This is a genomic window from Mucilaginibacter sp. MD40 (assembly GCF_002288635.1).
In the GTDB taxonomy this organism is placed as follows: Bacteria; Bacteroidota; Bacteroidia; order Sphingobacteriales; family Sphingobacteriaceae; genus Mucilaginibacter.
Map to the genome: position 1 here is coordinate 1,186,192 of NZ_NRSW01000001.1, position 19,332 is coordinate 1,205,523.

At 45.2% G+C, this 19,332-nt stretch carries 15 protein-coding genes; 8 read left to right on the forward strand and 7 right to left on the reverse strand.

The genetic code is table 11. The annotated features are described in order from the left end of the window. The first annotated feature begins 44 nt into the window (after positions 1-44). Genes CKK33_RS05360 through CKK33_RS05370 form a run of 3 tightly spaced genes read left to right on the forward strand, consistent with a single transcriptional unit; the run spans position 45 to position 3,607 of the window. Positions 45-1,226 (forward strand): formimidoylglutamase, encoded by a 1,182-nt coding sequence (locus tag CKK33_RS05360; protein WP_095703116.1) that lies wholly within the window; start codon positions 45-47, stop codon positions 1,224-1,226. A 49-nt stretch (positions 1,227-1,275) separates the two neighbouring features. Then, positions 1,276-2,448, forward strand: coding sequence for a TlpA disulfide reductase family protein (locus tag CKK33_RS05365; RefSeq protein ID WP_095703117.1), 1,173 nt, complete (start codon positions 1,276-1,278; stop codon positions 2,446-2,448). A gap of 46 nt (positions 2,449-2,494) precedes the next feature. Further along, a complete protein-coding gene (locus CKK33_RS05370; RefSeq protein WP_095703118.1) occupies positions 2,495-3,607 on the forward strand; it encodes a TlpA disulfide reductase family protein in 1,113 nt (370 codons plus the stop codon). A 152-nt stretch (positions 3,608-3,759) separates the two neighbouring features. Here the strand turns inward: CKK33_RS05370 and purD are convergent, their stop codons facing one another. Beyond that, on the reverse strand, positions 3,760-5,034 hold the full coding sequence (purD, locus tag CKK33_RS05375) for a phosphoribosylamine--glycine ligase (protein WP_095705760.1): 1,275 nt from the start codon (positions 5,032-5,034) through the stop codon (positions 3,760-3,762). A gap of 249 nt (positions 5,035-5,283) precedes the next feature. Between purD and secA the strand changes: the two genes are divergently transcribed. The 5 genes from secA (at position 5,284) to CKK33_RS05400 (ending at position 12,859) form a co-directional block, all read left to right on the forward strand. Next, on the forward strand, positions 5,284-8,592 hold the full coding sequence (gene secA, locus CKK33_RS05380; RefSeq protein WP_095703119.1) for a preprotein translocase subunit SecA: 3,309 nt from the start codon (positions 5,284-5,286) through the stop codon (positions 8,590-8,592). A 172-nt stretch (positions 8,593-8,764) separates the two neighbouring features. Then, positions 8,765-9,235, forward strand: coding sequence for an SPOR domain-containing protein (locus CKK33_RS05385; RefSeq protein WP_095703120.1), 471 nt, complete (start codon positions 8,765-8,767; stop codon positions 9,233-9,235). Beyond that, positions 9,228-10,412 carry a M20 family metallopeptidase gene (locus CKK33_RS05390; protein ID WP_095703121.1) on the forward strand — a complete coding sequence of 395 codons (1,185 nt, stop codon included), beginning with the start codon at positions 9,228-9,230 and terminating at the stop codon, positions 10,410-10,412. Before CKK33_RS05385 ends, CKK33_RS05390 begins: the two co-directional genes overlap by 8 nt. An 85-nt stretch (positions 10,413-10,497) precedes the next feature. Then, a complete protein-coding gene (locus CKK33_RS05395; RefSeq protein WP_095703122.1) occupies positions 10,498-11,433 on the forward strand; it encodes a hypothetical protein in 936 nt (311 codons plus the stop codon). Between the two features lie 205 nt (positions 11,434-11,638). Next, positions 11,639-12,859: an MFS transporter gene (locus CKK33_RS05400; RefSeq protein WP_095703123.1), complete on the forward strand. Its 1,221-nt coding sequence runs from the start codon at positions 11,639-11,641 to the stop codon at positions 12,857-12,859. A gap of 46 nt (positions 12,860-12,905) precedes the next feature. Here CKK33_RS05400 and pgl read toward each other — a convergent pair whose 3' ends face one another. The 6 genes from pgl to rpiA form a co-directional block, all read right to left on the reverse strand. Then, positions 12,906-13,628 carry a 6-phosphogluconolactonase gene (gene pgl, locus CKK33_RS05405; RefSeq protein ID WP_095705761.1) on the reverse strand — a complete coding sequence of 241 codons (723 nt, stop codon included), beginning with the start codon at positions 13,626-13,628 and terminating at the stop codon, positions 12,906-12,908. A 4-nt stretch (positions 13,629-13,632) separates the two neighbouring features. Next, entirely contained in the window at positions 13,633-15,150 is a 1,518-nt protein-coding gene (gene zwf, locus CKK33_RS05410; protein ID WP_095703124.1) for a glucose-6-phosphate dehydrogenase, read from the reverse strand. Between the two features lie 107 nt (positions 15,151-15,257). After that, positions 15,258-16,682, reverse strand: coding sequence for an NADP-dependent phosphogluconate dehydrogenase (gene gndA, locus CKK33_RS05415; protein ID WP_095703125.1), 1,425 nt, complete (start codon positions 16,680-16,682; stop codon positions 15,258-15,260). Further along, complete coding sequence (locus CKK33_RS05420; RefSeq protein WP_095703126.1) at positions 16,679-17,311, reverse strand: HAD family hydrolase; 633 nt, start codon at positions 17,309-17,311, stop codon at positions 16,679-16,681. The genes gndA and CKK33_RS05420 overlap by 4 nt, the downstream gene beginning before the upstream one ends. A gap of 7 nt (positions 17,312-17,318) precedes the next feature. Beyond that, complete coding sequence (tal, locus tag CKK33_RS05425; protein WP_095703127.1) at positions 17,319-18,410, reverse strand: transaldolase; 1,092 nt, start codon at positions 18,408-18,410, stop codon at positions 17,319-17,321. A gap of 144 nt (positions 18,411-18,554) precedes the next feature. Further along, the gene (gene rpiA / locus CKK33_RS05430) at positions 18,555-19,244 is read right to left on the reverse strand and encodes a ribose 5-phosphate isomerase A (protein WP_095703128.1); all 690 of its coding nucleotides are present in this window, start codon (positions 19,242-19,244) and stop codon (positions 18,555-18,557) included. Positions 19,245-19,332 lie beyond the last annotated feature (88 nt).

Consider the following 19,332-nt stretch of genomic DNA (forward strand, 5'->3'; position numbering starts at 1 on the left):
TTTTTCTGCACATTTGCACATCCACATATCTGCACATCCATACCATGTCTTTAGCTGATTTTTTTTCGCCCATAGACCTAAAGAAGATAGTCCCTCAAAACGGTTATTACACCAGCCAGTTGGGGAGTAAAATAGAGCACTATTCTGTTGATTTCCCTTCGATGGAAGACAAGGTGGATATTGCCATTATCGGTGTGCTTGATGATCGTAATGCCGTTAATAACCACGGCTGCGCCCTTGCGCCCGACTACGTGCGCGAAAAGCTTTACCAGCTTTATGAGGGTAGTTACAACACCAAAATAATAGACCTTGGCAATATTGCCCGCGGCGAAACTGTGGTAGATACCTATTACGCGCTAAAAACCGTAGTTGAGGAACTGATGAAGAAAGATATCGTCCCCCTTATTATTGGCGGCGGGCAGGACCTTACTTATGCGCAGTACCTGGGCTACGAGCACTTGGAGCAAAAGGTTGACCTGCTGGTGGTAGATGCACAATTTGACCTGGAGGATGACAGCCATCCGGAAACCATTGAGGCAACTTCTACATCATACCTCAGCAAAATTTTCCTGCACGAGCCTAATTACCTGTTCAATTACAGCAATATGGGTTACCAAACCTATTTTGCCAGTCAGGATAGTTTACGGGTGATGGAGAAATTGTATTTTGATGTACACCGCCTGGGTGAGCTTACACAAAACATAGCTGTATCCGAACCCATTATCCGCAATGCTAATATGCTGAGTTTTGATATGGGCGCCATCCGCTCATCAGACGCGGCAGCCAACGCCAATGCCAAACCAAACGGCTTTTACGGCGAGGAAGCCTGCCAGATATGCCGCTATGCCGGTTTTAGCGATAAGCTGAGCTCAATAGGTTTTTACGAGTTTAACCCGGCGTATGATACCAACGGACAAACGGCCATGCTGCTGTCGCAGATGATATGGTATTTTATTGATGGCTTTTATAACCGAAAGAAAGATTTCCCGCTGAACCCAAGATCGCAATACCTTATCTATAAAACCAGCCTGAAGCATGACGACCACGAATTGGTATTTGTAAAAAGTAAAAAAAGTGATCGGTGGTGGATGCAGGTTCCTTATCCAACGGGAGGGTCAAAAAACGAACGCTTTCACCTGGTGCCATGCCGTTATGAGGATTACCGCACCGCGGTTTCCGGCGAGATGCCGGACCTGTGGTGGCGGACATACCAGAAATTGAACTAAAGGCAATTTAACCAGGCGCTTATCCGTTATAAGTACTTTAATTAATTTAATGAAAAAACTATTGTTCTCTGTGTTGGCGTGCTTACCGGCATTGTCATACGCGCAAACGGCTAAAGATTTTACCATCGATGGTAAAGTAGCTAATGGGCCAATGCCTGCGAAAATTTACCTGGTTTACCGCGTTGGCGATAACAACATTACCGACTCTGCTACCGTGGCAAATGGTACGTTTAACTTTAAGGGTGCTGTTGCAGAACCCATTACTGCCAGCCTTTTTCTCGACCGTAAAAACCTGGGCTTTTCAAAATATATTGATACCAATTTCCCCGATGGGAAGCCCTCAGCAACAGCCGATGGTTTAATGTTTTTTCTGGAACAGGGTGGTATCAACATCAATGTAAAAGACTCTATATCAAAGGCTGATATAACAGGGTCTAAACTCAACGAAGAAAATAAGGAACTCAAAGGCCTGTTGCAGACCATAACCAATAAAGCACAGTCCCTTGCCAATGAGGCCCAAAAGGCTACCGAAACGCAGCAACGCTCGGCAGCTTTTCAGAATAATATGCAGGCCAGGTACAAGGCCCTGCAAGACGAGCAAAAGAATATATTAAAAAACTTTATTAACAGTCACCCTGATAGCTATCTGAGTCTGCTCGCGCTATCCAGCTATGCAGGCCCGTCTCCTGATGTTAATGAGATAGAACCTTTATTTGAGTCGTTATCAGACAAAGTGAAAAAAACTGATGGTGGCATAGCCATGAGGAATGGTATTGAAGGCTTCAAGATAACGGCAATAGGTGCGGTAGCGCCTGATTTTACACAGAATGATGTAAACGGAAAGCCGGTTAGCTTATCATCATTCAGGGGTAAATATGTGTTGCTTGACTTCTGGGCTTCATGGTGCCCGCCATGCCGCCAGGAGAACCCTAATGTGGTTAAGCTGTACAACAAATACCGGGGCAAAAACTTTACGGTATTAGGGGTGTCTTTAGACAAAAACACCGGTAAAGAGGCCTGGCTGGCCGCTATCAAAAGTGATGGGCTTACCTGGACACAGGTATCAGACCTGCAATACTGGAACAACATGGCGGCTAAACTTTATAACGTACAATCCATCCCTTCAAACTTTTTGATCGATCCGCAGGGGAAGATCGTTGCCAAAAACCTTCGCGGTGATGATCTGGATGCTGCATTAGAGAAATATTTAGGTAAGATTTGATTTTAGCGGTTTTTACCGCATATTGCAGCAATAACTAAACTAAAACATGAAAAAATTAATATTCGGAGCTTTGGCTATACTCCCGGCTATCGCTTCGGCACAAACCGGAAAATTTACTATACAAGGCAAGTTAGGCCACATCAGCGCGCCTGCTAAAGCTTATCTGCAATACCGTAAGGATGGTAACATAGCCGTTGATTCGGCCGTGTTACAAGATGGAAAATTCACTTTTACAGGCGATGCCGGTACCGTGCCCATGAGCGGTTATTTGTTGCTGAACAAAAAAGGCGATGGCATGCGTAAATCACGCGACTACCATTCGGTTTTTATTGAACCTGGAACCATTACCGTCACATCGGCTGATACCTTGAAGAGTGCTGTTATTACCGGTACCAAAACCAACAAGGAAAGCGCAGAACTACAGGTTGCATTAAAACCCGTAAACGACGCCTATACAGCTTTGGAAGAAAAACAGAAAAATGCTACTGACGTTCAGAAAGAGGCTTTAGCTAAGCAGGAAAAAGCTATCGAGAAGCAGGAGGCGGCCATTAATAAGAAGTTTATTAAAGAACATCCCGGCTCTTACCTTAGCCTTAGCGCCCTGCAGTCATTCGCTTACAGTGCCGATTATACCGAACTGGCTCCATTATATGAGGGTTTATCACCAGAGATAAAGGCCTCAACCGGTGGTAAAGAGTTTGGCGAGCTTTTACCTAAGCTAAAAGCGGTAGCTTTAGGTGCTACCGCGCCTGAGTTTACCGAAACAGATACGGCAGGTAAAGCAGTGGCTCTTTCGTCTTTCCGTGGTAAATACCTGCTGGTTGATTTTTGGGCTTCATGGTGCGGCCCATGCCGTATGGAAAACCCAAATGTGGTAAAAGCTTATAACAAGTATAAAAACAAGAATTTCACTATCCTGGGTGTGTCTTTAGACCGTCCAAATGCTAAAGCGGCATGGTTAGGAGCCATCCATAAAGATGGATTAACCTGGACACAGGTATCTGACTTGCAATTCTGGAACAGCAAGGCTGCCGCGTTGTACGGTGTACGTGCCATACCGCAAAATTTCCTGATCGACCCGAATGGAAAGATCATCGGTAAAAACCTTACCGGCGGAGATCTGGAAAACAAGCTGGAAGAACTATTTGGGAAAATATAATTGAGTCATTATGCTTCGCGTCATTGAGTCATTGTATTGACGCGCCGAAATTGAGTAATTATAAAACAAAAGGGCGGAATTGTTTATGCAACTCAGCCCTTTTGTTTTCTGAACTATTCCAATGACTCAATGACCTAATGATCAATGACTTCCTAAAGGAGATCAAACCCGATATCTTTTCTAAAATAAATACCATCGTAATAGATACGTGCGGCGTCGGCAGTGGCTTGTTGCAGGGCGTTAAACATATTATCCTGTAAGCTGCTGATGGCTAACACCCGGCCGCCGGTTGCCTGCACTTCATCGCCAACCTGCGTGGTGCCGGCATGGAATACATGCGAATCGCGCACATTTTCCATACCGGTGATGGTTTTATTTTTCAGGTATTCGCCAGGATAGCCACCGGCAACGCATACTACGGTCGCGGCGGTTTTTGGAGAGATAACCAGTTCTTTCTCGTGCAGGTTGCCTTCGGCTACACCTTGTAGTAAGTCAATAAAATCACTTTCTATGCGCAGCATTACGCTTTCGGTTTCCGGGTCGCCCATGCGGCAATTGTATTCTATCACCCAGGGCTCGCCGTGAGTATTCATCAGGCCAATAAAGATAAATCCTTTATAAGGGATGCCCTCTTTTTTCAAACCCTCAATAGTAGGGATAATTACCTTTTGCTCAACCTTCTGCATAAATGCTTCGTCGGCAAATGGTACCGGTGAAATAGAACCCATACCGCCTGTATTGAGGCCGGTATCGCCTTCGCCTATGCGTTTGTAATCTTTAGCTTCCGGCAATATTTTATAGCTGTTGCCATCTGTCATCACAAAAACCGAGAGTTCAATACCTTGTAAAAACTGTTCTACAACCACCTTTGAGCTGGCATCGCCAAATTTGGCTTCGGTAAGCATAGCGTTCAGTTCCTGCTTGGCTTCTTCAAGGCTAAGGCATATCAGTACACCTTTACCTGCGGCAAGCCCGTCGGCTTTTAAAACGATGGGTAAACCGGCAGTTGCCAGGTAATCCATACCTTCCTGTAAAGTATCGCGGGTAAAGGTTTTTGAGGCAGCGGTAGGCACGCCGTTACGCTGCATAAATTCTTTCGAGAAATCCTTACTTCCCTCAAGCTGCGCCGCCTCTTGCTGCGGGCCAACTACGGGGATGTTCTTTAATTGCTCATCAGCCAAAAAGAAATCATGAATACCTTTTACCAGCGGCTCCTCGGGGCCAACCAGCACCAGGTTAATATCATTAGCCAAAGCAAATGTCTTAATACCTTCAAAATCGGTAACTTTAAGGTTTACGTTTGTACCATAAGCGCCGGTGCCCGCATTGCCCGGAGCAATATACAGATTGGTGCATTTGGGGCTTTGGGCAATCTTCCAGGCGAAGGCACTTTCCCTTCCACCCGAACCAAGGATGAGGATATTCATGCGGGCAAATGTACGATTTGATGTGCAAATATGCAGATGTGCAAATGTGCAGGTGAATTTTAATAATGCAGGCAGCATGCCATATTAACCATCTGCATATTAAACACATGCTAATAAATCTGCACATCTGCATATTTGCACACCTGCACATCAGATAATTCGCCTCAAAACCTTACCTTTGCCTGTCAAAATGACTTTATAATTGCATTGGCTTAATTGTTGAGTTGGGTGCACCATATATAAATTAATATGTTAGATTTTTTCAGTAAGCTTTTCGGAAGCAAATCAGAGCGCGATGTTAAAGGGATAACGCCTATAGTTGAGAAAATAAAGGCCGCTTATGCCCAACTTGACCAGCTGAGCAACGATGAGCTTCGGGCTAAAACCATAGGATTTAAAGAAACCATTGCTGCCGGCCTTTCCGGTATCGATAGCGAAATAAAAGCGATAAAAGACCGCACCGAAAACGAGCCCGAAATGGACGTAAACGAGAAAGTAAACTTGTTTACTCAATTGGATAAGTTGGAGAAAGACCGCAACAAAGAGCTGGAAGAAATTTTAATGAATATCCTTCCTGAGGCTTTTGCGGTGGTTAAAGAAACTGCCCGTCGTTTTAGCGGTAACCCAACTATTGAGGTTACGGCAACTGAGTTTGACCGCCAGTTAGCTGCACGCAAAAACAACGTTATTATTAAGGGAGATAAAGCCATTCACCATAATACCTGGCTTGCTGCCGGTAATGAGGTTACCTGGAACATGGTACATTATGATGTGCAGCTGATAGGCGGTATTGTATTGCACCAGGGTAAAATTGCCGAGATGGCAACCGGTGAAGGTAAAACATTGGTAGCCACGCTGCCTGCATACCTTAATGCATTGGCCGGCCAGGGTGTACACATTGTAACCGTGAACGATTACCTTGCCCGTCGCGATAGCGAGTGGATGGGCCCGTTGTATGAGTTCCACGGTTTATCTGTTGATTGTATTGATAAGCACGAGCCAAACTCTGAAGAGCGCCGCCAGGCTTATTTAGCTGATATTACTTTTGGTACCAACAACGAGTTTGGTTTCGACTACCTGCGTGACAACATGACACGTAGCCCGGAAGAACTGGTACAACGCAAGCTGCACTACGCCATGGTGGATGAGGTTGACTCCGTATTAGTGGATGATGCCCGTACGCCGTTGATCATCTCCGGCCCCATCCCACGTGGTGATGAGCATGAGTTTTATGAGTTAAAACCACGCATTGAGCGTTTGGTTAACGCACAAAAGGCGTATGTAAATACCGTACTGAACGAAGCTAAGAAAGCCATTAACGAAGGCAAGACCGGTGTTGATGAAGGTGGTTTGGCTTTGATACGTGCACACCGTGCCCTGCCTAAGAATAAGGCATTGATCAAGTTCCTGAGCGAAGGCGCTAACCGTACCGTACTACAAAAAACTGAGAACTACTACATGCAAGACCAGGGCAAAGAAATGCCTAAGGTTGACTCTGAATTGTTCTTTATTATTGATGAAAAGAGCAACTCGGTAGAATTATCAGAAAAAGGTATTGAGTTGATCACCGCATCAGGCGAGGATCCAAACTTCTTTGTGATGCCTGATGTAGGTACCGAGATAGCCAAGATTGAAAAATCAGACCTTCCTGCCGAAGAAAAACTGGCTAAGAAAGACGAACTGATGCGCGATTTCTCTATCAAATCAGAACGTATCCACTCGGTTAACCAGTTATTAAAAGCGTATACTTTATTCGAAAAAGATACCGAATACATTCTTGATGAAGGTAAAGTTAAGATAGTTGACGAGCAAACAGGCCGTGTATTGGATGGCCGCCGATACTCTGATGGGTTACACCAGGCTATTGAGGCTAAAGAGAACGTTAAGGTTGAGGATGCTACCCAAACTTTTGCAACTATTACCCTGCAAAACTATTTCAGGATGTACCACAAGCTTTGCGGTATGACCGGTACCGCAGTTACCGAGGCTGGTGAGTTTTGGCAGATATACAAGCTGGATGTGGTTGAAATACCAACCAACACCCCAACCGCACGCGAGGATAAACAAGACCTGGTTTACCGTACCGTTCGCGAAAAGTACAACGCTGTTGCCGCCGAGATAGAGGAATTGACTAAAGCAGGTCGCCCGGTGCTGGTGGGTACAACATCAGTAGAGATCTCAGAATTACTAAGCCGTATGCTTAAGCTGCGCGGCATTAAACATAACGTACTGAATGCCAAGTTGCACCAGCGCGAAGCCGATATTGTGGCCGAAGCTGGTAAAGCAGGTACCGTAACCATTGCTACCAATATGGCTGGCCGTGGTACGGATATCAAATTAGGCCCAGGCGTTAAAGAAGCCGGCGGTTTAGCCATCATCGGTACCGAGCGCCATGAGTCGCGCCGTGTTGACAGGCAGTTGCGTGGTCGTGCGGGTCGCCAGGGTGATACAGGTTCTTCACAGTTTTTTGTATCGCTTGAGGATAACCTGATGCGTTTATTTGGTTCGGAGCGTATCTCTAACCTGATGGTACGTATGGGTATTGAAGATGGTGAAGTGATCCAACACTCCATGATCTCAAAATCAATTGAGCGTGCACAGAAAAAGGTAGAAGAGAACAACTTTGGTATACGTAAACGCTTGCTGGAGTATGACGACGTGATGAACTCGCAGCGTACAGTTATCTACGCTAAACGTAAGAACGCGCTGTTCGGCGATCGTTTGGATGTGGATATCAGCAACACAATTTTCGATGTTATTGAAGATATCGTAACGGAATATAAAGAAGGTAACAACTTTGAAGGCTTCCAGTTAGAGATCATCCGTATCTTCTCTGTTGATACAGAGATAACCGCTGAAGAATTTGCGAATACCCCGCTGCCAAAACTGGTAGATAGTACCTTTATTGAAGTAAGCGAGTTCTACAAACGCAAAGCTGAAACAATAGCGCAGCAAGCTTATCCTGTTTTAAAAGATGTTTACGAAACCCGCGGGCAGTACGTAGAGAGCATTGTTGTTCCGTTTACGGATGGCGTACATGGCATGCAGGTAGCTGTGCCGTTGAAAAAGGCGGTAGAAAACCACGGCCAGGAAGTATTTAAATCTTTCGAGAAAAACGTAACCCTTTCATTGATTGACGATGCCTGGAAAGAGCACCTGCGTGAGATGGATGAGTTGAAACAATCGGTACAGAACGCCGTTTACGAGCAAAAGGATCCGCTTTTGGTATACAAGTTTGAAGCATTTGAACTTTTCCGCCAGATGCTGGCCAGCGTAAATAAAGAGTTGATGAGCTTCCTGTTCAGAGGTGGTATCGCGGTACAGCAGGCACCAGAGCAGGTTCGCGAAGCGGCACCGGCACCTAAAACAGATATGCGCCAGATGCGCACCTCAAAACCTGAGATGGTAGACCAAAGCGGTTTACCGATGGAGGAGATGCAGCAGGAGATACAAAAGCCCAGCCCGGTAAAGGCTGAGCAAAAGATAGGCAGGAACGACCCTTGCCCATGCGGTAGCGGCAAAAAATACAAAAACTGCCACGGCATAGGGCAGAATTAAGGAAGGCCCAAAACCGTCGTAAGTGTCAGTCTGAGCTTGTCGAAGACTTAACACCAGATGGTTCGAGAGGCTCACCATGACAATTTAAAATAACCACGCGTCATTGCGAGGAACGAAGCAATCTCCATACTACGCTTCGCTTCTCGCATTGACGGTTTAAAGGAACAATACTATGAAGAAAGCAATATTTGATCATAAAGCTATCCCGGCAGGTATCAAATATTGCTTTTTGCTTTTACTGCTTTTTGCATCTGTAAAAGGCTTTGGGCAAACCAGGGGCAAGGTACAGGTAGTGGCACCTCCATTATTTGATACCCTGCTGGCCAAACGCGCCACGCTGAATAGCGGTAAGGCTTTGTCAGGTAATGGTGGCTATTCTTCTTCTTACGGGTACCGGGTGCAGATTTATAGCGGGAGGAACCGCACTGCTGCTTTTAACGCGCAGGCCAAATGTAACCGTGAACTTCCAGAGATGCGTACTTATATCAGCTACCGCGAGCCTAATTTTAAAGTACTTGCCGGAGACTTCCGTACAAGGCTCGAAGCAGAGCGTATGAAACAGCAGCTACTCGCGTTGTTCCCAACCATATTTATAATTCCGGGGAAAATTAATCCACCAAAAACAGTTGTCACCAATGATTAAAGAGAAGATACAGCAATTAGCTAAAGAGATATTTGATGATGTTGTTGCTAACCGCAGGCATTTGCATGCCCACCCGGAGCTGTCTTTCCATGAGGTGGAAACTTCTGTTTTTGTGGCCCGCAAGCTGGAAGAACTGGGTATTGAATATCACAAAATGGCTGATACCGGTTTAGTCGCCCTCATTAAAGGCGATAAACCGGGCGACAAAGTAGTTGCCCTGCGTGCAGATATGGACGCGCTGCCAATTTTAGAGGCTAATGATGTTTCCTATAAATCGCAAAATGAGGGCGTAATGCACGCTTGCGGACATGATGTACATACTTCATCATTGTTAGGTGTTGCCAAAATACTTACCGAGATTAAAAGCGAATTTGGTGGCACGGTAAAATTCATCTTTCAACCGGCGGAAGAAAAGCTTCCGGGAGGCGCCAGCCTCATGATCAAGGAAGGTGTGCTGGAAAATCCAAAGCCATCAGCTGTTATTGGTCAGCACGTAATGCCGCTGATAGATGCGGGCAAAGTAGGTTTCCGCGCGGGCAAGTACATGGCCAGCACCGATGAATTATATGTTACCGTAAAAGGTAAAGGCGGCCATGGTGCGCAACCACAACAGAATGTAGACCCGGTAATTATTACTGCGCATATATTAACGGCCCTGCAGCAGGTAGTGAGCCGTTTTGCCGATCCTAAAAGCCCTTCGGTGCTATCATTCGGTAAGGTTATCGCCAACGGGGCAACCAACGTTATCCCGAACGAGGTTTATCTGGAAGGTACCTTCCGTACCATGGATGAACAATGGCGTAATGACGCACATGTGAAGATGAAAAAAATGGCCGAAGGTATTGCCGAAAGTATGGGCGGCAGCTGCGATTTCAAAATCATGAAAGGTTATCCATTTCTCATTAACGAAGAGAAATTGACCGCGCAGGTACGTGGCTTTGCCGAAGATTTCTTAGGCAAAGAGAACGTCCTCGACCTGGATATATGGATGGCTGCTGAAGATTTTGCCTACTATTCTCAAGTGGCAAACTCCTGCTTCTACCGCTTAGGCACACGGAACGAGGCTCGTGGCATCACCTCATCGGTACATACTCCAACCTTTGATATTGAGGAAAGCGCATTGGAGCAAAGCGTTGGCCTGATGGCTTACATTGCCGTTAAGCAGTTAGGGAATTAATTAGTTCATAGGCCATGGTTGATAGTCCATGGAAAACTGTGCATCAAACACTATGGTCTATTGACCATCGACTATGGACTTCTATATGAACAAAAAAGCACTCATCGCCCTCTGCCTCATACTTTCCGCTTTTACCTTAAAGGCACAGCAGATACAGCGCTTTAACCCCGATACCATTCGTACCATCGTGATCGATTCTGCAGTGAACATTGTTTCACACCGGTTAAACGCGCAGGATTTTATTGACGCTGTTGTACATGATACCAGCTTTTACAAGGCTTTCCAAAATATGAAGCGGTACGCCTTTACTGCCGAGAACCGCATTTACACCTATGATAAACAGAATAAGGTAAACGGTAAGATCTACCGGAAAATAAGGCACGATTTTGTGAACGGCAAGCGCCAAACCACTTACCTTATTAACCAGGATGAGGGAGCCGTTAAAAAGAAGAACGGTAAATATGAGTTGTATACCGTTGAGATGTTCGATTACATCTTTATGAATGCCTACAACTCTGATTTCAGCAGTGGTTCGCCATCATCCGCCCCGGGCAAGGGGAAAAACGCTGGTTACAAAGCCAAGTTAAAAGCGTTGGTATTTACACCCGGCAGGCGCATATCTGGCATACCATTTATCAGCAGCAAAACAGAAATTTTTGGACCGGAATTGCGACAATACTATAATTACGAATTTGCCCGGGGAACCTATATGGATAGCATCCCGGTTTATCGTTTTAAGGTGATCAAAAAGCCCAGTACGGCCGATGATGATACCATGATCAAAGAGATGACGACCATCTTTGATATGAATACTTTCCAGATATTGGGACGGTATATTGACATGAAGTTCAGCAATATGTTTGTGGATTTCAATGTGCAAATGGATATTGAGCTAAACCGCTTTGACGGAGAATTACTACCAACAAAAATTACTTATCAAGGTAATTGGGATATTCCTTTCCATAAAGAGGAACGCGCCAGCTTTTTGATCGTGCAGAAGGATTACAACAAAGCCCCCTAAAGAAAAACGACGTCATCCTGAACTTGTTTCAGGATCCCACACGCTTAGACCTACTTGTGGGATGCCGAAATAAATTCGGCATAACGATCAGTTTATCTATCACCCCATTGAAATATTAACGTTCAGAGATACTTCTCGCACCTGGTAATACTTCTATCCTGAATTAAGTTTCTAATTTTGCGCTCCATCAAAAGGAGCATAGCAAATGAGACGTGTTACAGACGGCAACCGGAATATCAGCGCCATATTGGCGTTCATCCTTATTCCTATATCGGGGTTCGCGATGGACGTTTATGTGCCATCGTTCCCGGCTATGGTGCATGATCTGGGTACATCGGTATCTAATGTGCGCCTCACCATGACCATTTTTCTCATTAGCTACGGTGTATCGCAGTTATTCGTGGGCAGTATTATTGACAGCTATGGGCGTTACAAGCTTGGCCTGGCATCGCTTGCCGCGTTTATTGTTACTAACCTGGTTATTGTAAGCACTCATAGCATCGAGCTGATATTTGTGATGCGGGCTTTGCAGGGATTCCTAATCTCTATCATCATGGTTTCAAAGCGCTCCCTGTTTATAGATGTATTTGAGGGAGATAAACAAAAGCATTATACCAGCCTGTTATCTGTAGTTTGGTCGGCCGCGCCGGTGATAGCACCTTTTTTGGGCGGATACCTGCAACATGTTTTCGCATGGCGGGCAAATTTCTACTTCCTGGCTATTTATACCTTTGTAATGTTGCTGTTAGAGCTGAGTTATAGCGGAGAAACTTTAGCCCGTACCAAGCCCTTCCATTTAGCGTCGGTTGTAAACACCTATAAAAAGATGATCACCGCGCCCGATTTTGCATATGGCATAGTAGTGCTTGGGCTTAGCTATTCTATGGCCATTATCTTTGGTATGTCGGCCCCTTTCTTTATCGAGAACGTATTTCATTATTCGCCGGTTGTTACCGGTTATGCGGCGCTAAGCTCGGGCGTGGCTTTGCTGCTTGGTGGTATGCTGAGCAAATCTATGATAGCCCGTAATTTCATGGCTAAGTTGATTATAGCTAATTTACTACAAGCCGTGTTTGCAATAGCTATGTTTGTTACGGCAGGTTGGTTCAGCAGCATTTACGCCATCATGTTCTTTGTAATAAGCCTGCATTTTTTGATGGGTTTTATGTACAATATTTATTTTACCTACTGCCTAACGCGCTTTCCGGAAAATGCCGGTGTTTCCGGCGGGATAACCAGTGGTGGCGGTTACATCGTAACATCGTTTTTCAGTTATCTACTGGCCAACACCCTTAACATACATAACCAGCAAACCTTTGCTATCAGTTATATAGTTCTCATCATATTAATTGGCGTAATGCTGTTACTGCTCAGGCGGTATTTAAACAGCAAAAAGATATATCAGCAGGTTGCCGGGAATATGTAGCGGTCTGGGATGGTATAAAAAAACGCCCCTGTTAAGGAGCGTTTTTTTATGATCTTTTTTGCAGGGCGCTTGCTGCCGGCTCATCCAGGAACCATTGAATATCGGCGCTCCTAATTAACTGCGCCGGGTATTCCTCAATGTTGGTGTCATCTTCCAGAATGTGTTTAACGGCCTCGGCTTTGCCCTGGCCGTAAACCAAGAAGGCAATGTGCTGTGCATTGTTTATCAAAGGAGCAGTGAATGTTATGCGGTTCATTTTTACCTCATCAATATATAATGCCTGTACCGATGCGCTTTCGTCATGCAATACACTGGTATGCGGGAATAGCGAAGCGGTATGCGAATTATCTCCCAAACCCAAAATGATAAGGTCAAATTCAGCTTTTTCGCCATCAAAGAAATCCGCGATCTTTTCGGTGTACTCTTTGGCTGCCTCTTCGGCGCCAAGATCAGTCTGCATCGGAAAAACATGCGAAGGATCAATCCCCAGTGGATCAAATAAGGTTTGTTTGGCCATGAGATAATTGCTCTGCGAGTCGGTTAAAGGGACATCGCGCTCATCGCCAAAAAAGAAGAACACTTTATTCCATTCTATCTTATCGCGGTATTCGCTGGCCAGCAGCTCATGCAGTTTCTTTGGTGAACTACCACCGCTAAGGGCGACCGCAAAACGGTCGTTAGCTTCAATTGCTTCCTTGGCACGTTCTGCGAAGTAGGCAGCTAATGCGGCTAAAACTTCGGTATCTGTTTTAAAAACGTTCAGTCTCATGAGCTTATTTTTTACCGTTAACCGGCAGGGTGAACCAATTGAAGCCATCGCGGGCAATTAAAGCTTCTGCAGATTCCGGGCCCCAAGAGTCGGCGCTATAGTTAGGGAAATTAAGGCTTTTTTTGTTTTGCCATGTATTCAAAATAGGCATAACCAATTCCCATGCAGCTTCCACCTGGTCGCCACGCATAAACAGCGTTTGGTCGCCCAGCATGGTATCCAAAATCAAAGTTTCATAAGCTTCGGGTGCCTGGTTAGTGTAAGTCCCTTTGTAATCGAATACCATATCAACGGCATTCAGCACCATATCAATACCCGGGCGTTTAGCCTGTACCTGTAAACGGATACTCATTTCCGGCTGTATGCTGATAATGAGCCTGTTCTGTTGCCAGCTTTCGGCAGCCTCGGTTGGGAATATCAAGTGCGGTACATCCTTAAACTGAATGGTTATTACCGATGACGACTGGTGCATACGTTTACCTGTACGCAGGTAGAACGGCACACCTTGCCAACGCCAGTTATCTATAAAGAACTTGATAGCGGCGAAAGTTTCGGTGTTTGATTGCGGATCTACCTTCGGCTCGTCGCGGTAGCCCGGTACTTCCTGGCCTTTCATCCAGCCGCTTCCATATTGGCCACGCACGGCCGAGTTACGCACATCTTCAGGGGTAAACCTACGCATAGCACGTAAAACATCCACCTTACGGTCGCGCACCTCATCGGCGTTAAAGCTAACCGGCGGCTCCATGGCTATGTGGCAAAGTAATTGCAGCAGGTGATTCTGGATCATATCGCGCATAGCGCCGGATCCATCGTAATAATCGCCACGTTCTTCAACACCCAGTTGCTCGGTAACCGAAATTTGCACATGCTCTATGTAGTTACGGTTCCAAAGCGGTTCCATAATAGAGTTGGCAAAGCGGAAAGCCATAATATTTTGTACGGTCTCTTTACCAAGATAATGGTCAATGCGATAGATCTGGCACTCATCAAAAATACCTTTTAGCAACTCGTTAAGGTCTTTGGCTGATTCCAGGTCGTGGCCGAAAGGTTTCTCAATGATAATGCGTACGCGGTTTTTATCTTCAGCAAGTTTGGCTTTAGATATGTTTGACGCGATAATAGGGAAGAAGTTTGGCGCTACTGCAAGGTAAAATAACACATTTGCGGTTGTTTTCCACTCTTTGTTATGCTGCTCAATACGTTTACCAAACTCTTTGTAGGTTTCGGCATTAGTTGCATCAGATACCTGGTAGTATATGTTTGCTGAGAATTCGGCCCATTGCTTTTCATCGGCCTTGCCGCTGCGCGAGAACTGGTTGATATCCTTATAAAGGTTATCGCGGAACTGCTCATCTGTAAGTTTGGTACGGCCGGTACCGATTATGGAAAATTGCTTGGGCATCCAACCATCCAAAAACAGGTTGTATAGTGCAGGTGCAATTTTGCGTGCATTAAGGTCGCCGGTGCCGCCAAAGATGATAAATATGGTAGGATCGGCCTTTGCGTTGTTGTTGCTCATTGTTGTGTTTTTTGGAGAGTCAAGAATTAAGAGTCAAGAATCAAGACAGAACTTGATCGATGCTTTTATCTTGTCTCTTGATTCTTATCTCTTGACTCTGGTCTCTCTTATTTCTCCGGTGCCCATTGTGTGTGGAACGTGCCTTCTTTACCTATCAGCTCATAAGTATGCGCACCAAAGTAGTCGCGCTGTGCCTGGGTAAGGTTTGATGGTAAACGCTCTGTACGGAAGGCATCAAAATAGCTTAGTGATGCCGCGTAGCCCGGCGCAGCAATACCTGCATTAACGGCTGCTGATACTACCTTGCGGATGCCCGCTAAAGTACCCTCAACCAGTTTGGCTACCTCGGCGTCAAGCAACAGATGCTTCAGGTTTTTATCCTTACCGTAGGCGTTGTAAATATTCTCCAGGAATTTAGAGCGGATGATACAGCCACCTCTCCAGATCTTAGCGATCTCATCCAAATGAAGATCATACTGGTACTCCTCAGACGCTCTGGACAGCATGTGCATGCCTTGCGCATAGCTGATGATCATGGTGAAATAGAAAGCGTTTTCTAAAGCATCTAAAAGCTCTTGGTTATCGCCTTCAATTTGCTGATGATCGTTCTTGCTGTAAATGCCGGCTGCCTGGGTACGTAATTCTTTGTATTTAGACAGATCGCGCATAGATACGGCAACGTCTACCGTTGGGATAGGTGCCTGCAGGTCCATAGCGCTTTGTGAGGTCCATTTGCCGGTACCTTTGGCGCGGGCTTCGTCTTTAATATCATCCAGCAGCAAGTGATCGGTACCAGGTGCTTTGTATTTGAAAATATCTTTGGTGATATCCAAAAGGAATGATTGCGCACGGCCTTCGTTCCAATCTGCGAATACTTTACCAATAGCCTCGTTATCCATTTTAAGACCTTTTTGCATGATCTCGTAGGTTTCGGCTATGAGTTCCATAATACCGTATTCGATGCCGTTGTGCACCATCTTCACGAAGTGGCCTGATGCGCCCGGGCCAATGTAAGTAACACATGGCTCGCCGTTTACTTTAGCCGCGATGGCTTCAAAAATCGGCTTCATTACCGCATAGGCATCTTTATCGCCACCCGGCATCATACTTGGGCCACGGCGTGCGCCTTCTTCGCCACCCGATACACCCATGCCGAAGAAATGCAGTCCTTTGGCTTCCAGTTCTTCTACACGGCGGTTGGTATCAGTAAAATGCGAGTTACCGCCATCTATTAAAATATCGCCTTTATCAAGCAATGGTGTAAGTTCTTCAATAACGCTGTCAACAGGTTTACCTGCAGGTACCAGCATCATAATGGCGCGCGGTGTTTTCAGGTTCAGGATAAATTCCTTTACATCTAAAAAACCCTTAACTTGAAGGTCGCCGCCTTCTTTATTTAATGAATCTACCTTTCCGGCATCTTTATCGTGCCCGGCAACGGCAAAACCGTGGTCAGCCATGTTAAGCAGCAAGCTGCGGCCCATTACACCAAGGCCTATCATGCCAAAAGCATATTTATCTGTTGTGCTCATTTCTTGTTGTGTTGAATTTCTTGTTTTAAATCTTCAAGTATCTTTTTGGTTGTTTCGAAACCGGTATGCTGGTAAGCCCGCATGCCCAATTTGCCTGCGGCTAAAGCAAACATCTTCCTGTCGTCAAAGTAAACACACTCTGAGGGTTGCGCCATAGCCACGCCCATTGCCAATTTAAAAATAGCAGGGTCGGGTTTGCGGATGCCTACTTCGCATGAGGAGATAAAGGCATCAAACACCTCGTGCAGTTTGAACTTTTTGATACGATAATCATTCAGTTCCTTACCCTCGTTATTGATGGCCATGATCTTAAAGCCGGATGTTTTTTTCCATTCCTTAAGCCAGGCAAGCATATCAGGCAGTTCCTTTGATTGCTCAAACATGAAGTTCTTAAAATCCTCACGGGTAAAATCGCGCGGATGGTTAAAAACTACGGTATCCAGGTAATCGTCAAGGTCTACACCGGCAGCCTCATACACGTTAAAGATAAACGTGTGCAGCTCTTTCACCTCGTTATAATCGAGGCCGAATTTGCGTGCAGCTTCCTCGCGCGACTCATGGCCCCAGCCATTGGTAAGCAAAACCCCGCCGATATCGAAAAACAGGAATTTAACAGATGTTGCTTCCATCGGTTTATTACTTGTTTTTCTGATCTTCTATGGCTTTCAAAAGTTTCTCGAAAGGCTTGTTGAATTTATCAATACCCTCGTCTTCCAGTTTCTGGGTAATCTCGTCGATGTTAATGCCTGCTGCTTTAACGCGTTGCAATGTCTCAGTAGCTTGTTCTAAACCTAACATTAAGGTGTCGGCAGCAATACCGTGGTCGCGGAAAGCTTCAATGGTTTCCAATGGCACTGTATCAACAGTATCAGGACCGATAAGGGCTTCAACGTATTTAGTGTCTTTAAAAGCAGGGTTTTTGCTGCTGGTACTTGCCCAAAGTAAACGCTGTGGTTTTGCACCTTTAGCTTCCAAAGCTTTCCAGCGCTCTGTGCTAAATACGCGTTTGTATATCTCGTAAGCTTTTTTAGCAGATGCGATAGCCACCTCACCTTTTAAATCGCCAAGGCCTTTTTCATCTAACAGTGGGTCAACCATCACATCAATACGGCTTAAGAAGAAGCTGGCTACTGATGAAATGTGCTCAATGTTATGGCCGGCCGCCAGGTGGTCTTCCAAACCTGAAATGTAGGCTTCGGTAACTTCCTCGTAACGTTGTAAGCCAAACAGCAAAGTAACGTTTACGTTGATACCTTTTGCGATGGTTTCGCGGATAGCCTGCAGGCCCGGTTTGGTACCAGGGATCTTGATCATTACGTTTTTGCGATCAACTTTTTTCCAAAGCTCTTCTGCTTGTTTGGCAGTGCCTTCAGCATCTAAAGCCAGGAAAGGAGATACTTCAAGGCTCACATAACCATCTGCACCAACCACACCTTCGTTATAAAGCGGATTGAAAAGATCGGCAGCTGCCTGTATATCTTTAATGGCTAACTCAAAAAACAAATCCTCTGTTTTTTCGACCGTTTTACCTAACTCTTTTATATCAGCATCATAATCTGAACTGCTAGATATTGCTTTCTCGAATATGGCCGGGTTGGAGGTTACACCTCTAATACCATCCTCATCAATCAACTTTTGCAGTTTACCTGATGAAATGATCTCGCGGTCGATAAAATCAAGCCAGATGCTCTGACCGAACTCGTGAATTTGCTTTACTTTATTTGCCATGATATAATGTATCTGTGTGGTTTTTAAATCGTTATTTATTGTAAGTATAACACTTAGAACAGCCAAATGTGCTGATTAATGTGCTTTATATTGTAATGCTAATCTCCTTATTACGTTTACGGCGTGTCAATTAGCTGTTTAAACTCATGCTTTTATAATTTCTACCGGGTAACCGATAAATAATCCACTCTCTATCACGCCGGTTATTGATTTAATATCGCGCTCAAGTGTTTGGCTTACGTTATCAAAATGGCAATCCAATATCAGGTTATTATTCTCAGTAATTACCGGGCCATCTTTACCTTTTGCGGGGCGTAACACAATGCTGGTTGCCCCCAACTCTTCCAACTTTTGCCCTACCGATACCAATGCCTGTGGGAAAACTTCAACCGGTATTGGAAAATGCGTACATAGCTTATCCACCATCTTTGAATCGTCTACAATAATGTAACTCACAGGGCTTACACTAATCAACAATTTCTCTTTAAACATGGCACCGCCACGTCCTTTTATCAACGAGTGTTTTGGATCAACTTCGTCGGCACCGTCAAATAACCAGGTAGGTTTATGTTCATAAAGGCTGGTAAGCGGGATACCCAGTTTGCTGCAGAACATGGAGATCTCCAGCGAGGTAGGGATGGCTTTGATATTTAATTTTTCGGTTTTAAGGCGTTCGGCAATGGCAAGCAGGGCCATATAAACTGTAGAACCCGAGCCAACGCCAAGGATATCGCCGTCCTTAACCTTTTGGGCAATAAGGCGGGCTACCTTTTGCTTAGCCTCCGGGTTGATGATCTCAGATGACCACTGGAGCCGTTCAATTAAACTATCCATAGTGTATCAAGTAGTTAGTATCAGGTAGCAAGATGATATGTCTGCCCCAGTTACAAACATCTTTATCGGTATTAGGTAGAAAGCATCA